The organism is Streptomyces sp. FH025 (genome assembly GCF_017427025.1).
Classification (GTDB): Bacteria; Actinomycetota; Actinomycetes; order Streptomycetales; family Streptomycetaceae; genus Kitasatospora.
In genome coordinates this window covers 1-1,567 of sequence record NZ_JAFLNG010001107.1, presented here as the reverse complement: position 1 = coordinate 1,567, position 1,567 = coordinate 1, and the positions used below count along the sequence as shown (strand labels likewise).

Annotated in this window: 1 protein-coding gene and 1 pseudogene; both read left to right on the top strand. The window is 73.8% G+C overall.

Annotation, left to right across the window (positions count from 1 at the left end; translation table 11 throughout):
* The coding region (locus J0670_RS37725) for a serine aminopeptidase domain-containing protein (protein ID WP_207817282.1) at positions 1 to 982 on the top strand (982 nt) is incomplete at its 5' end.
* A 97-nt stretch (positions 983 to 1,079) separates the two neighbouring features.
* Positions 1,080 to 1,567: pseudogene (locus J0670_RS37720) on the top strand (hypothetical protein); the annotation flags it as partial.

Sequence of the window (1,567 nt, the reverse complement as noted above, 5' to 3'; positions counted from 1 at the left end):
GGACCGGTGGGCACCGGTGGCGCGTCCGCGTGAACTTCGGGTGCGGCTGTGGTACCCGGCCGCCGTGCGCGGTGGCGGGGACGGACGGGCGCCGTGGATGGGTGCGGCGGAGTGCGCACACCTGGAGGCGGCGTACTTCGGTGTCCCGCCGGGGCGTCTGCGCTGGCCCGTCACCCGCGCCGTGTCCGGTGCGCGGGTCGACGGCACGCGCCGGCGCCCGGTGGTGCTGGGTTCCCACGGGTCAGGCGGGGACAGCGCGTTCAACACGGTGCTCGCGCAGGAGCTGGCTTCGCACGGTCACGTGGTGGCGGCCCTGGACCACACCTTCGACGCGGGGGAGGTGGAGTTCCCCGGGGGCCGGCTGGAGGTGCGGGACAAGGCGCGGGTGCACGCGATGAGCGATGCCGAGGTGGTCGCGTACCGGGCGGCCGACGTGCGGTGCGTCCTGGACCGTCTGGAGCGCGGCCCCCTGCCGGCGGGCCTGGACGGGGTGCTCGACCTGGGGGCGGTGGGCATGTTCGGCCATTCGATGGGCGGGGCCACCACCGTGCAGGCCATGCACGAGGATCCGCGGATCCGGGCGGGCGCGGTGCTGGACGGGCCGGTCTTCGGCACCTCGGCGACCGCCGACCAGGCACGTCCGCTGCTGCTGATGGCCTCCGCCTGGGACAGCCCCGCCCGCGACGCGATGTGGCGGACGCTGTGGCCGCACCTGACGGGCTGGCGCCGGCGGCTGACCCTGCTGGGCTCGGGTCACCTGTCCTGCACGGACCTGGCGCTGCTGATCCCGCAGGGGCAGGCCGTCTTCGCCTGGCCGCCGCAGGACCTGGAGCACTTCCTGGGCACCGGCGACGCCCAGCGCGCGGTGGCCGCCCAACGCGCCTATCTCGCCGCCTACTTCGACCTCCACCTGCACGGGCGCCCCACTGCGCTGTTCGACGCGCCCTCGCCGCACTGGCCCGAGATCGTGCTCGACGCCTGAGCACGCCACTGCGCTCTTCCGCTCGGGTGGGCGCACGATCGGGTGATGTGGTGCCCGATCGGTGGTTCCGGGCGGGGCGGGTGGCTACAACAAGGGCATGACGATCACGAAGAGTGCGCGTGCCGTGGTGTTCGCCGCGGCCGTCGCCGTACTGCCCCTGGCCGCCCCTGCCCCCGCTTCCGCTTCCGTTTCGGCGGGGGAGGCCAGGTGGGCGTGCGCGTCCGAGGACGGGCGGGACTACCCCGGGGGTGGCGAGGACTTCGAGGTCCGTACGCACCTGTGCCTGGGGGTGACCGCGCGGGGGACGCTCACGCCGAGTCTGACCACGTACTGCAACTCCAGGTCGGTGGATGGGAGTTGGTCTCCCGCCGGTTGCTCGGTCCGGGGTATCGGCTGGAGGCTGACCGGGCCGGGCGGCCGGGTCTTCGAGGGTGCCATGCCCGACGACCCCGGTGGCACCGGGTTCATCGACTACGCCGAGGACGTGCCGTGCCTGAACGGGGACTGGACGTACGAGATCGACACGACCCACTACGCGGGCGTGCGCTACGGCGGCACCTCCGTGAGGATCTCCTACTCCCGCAC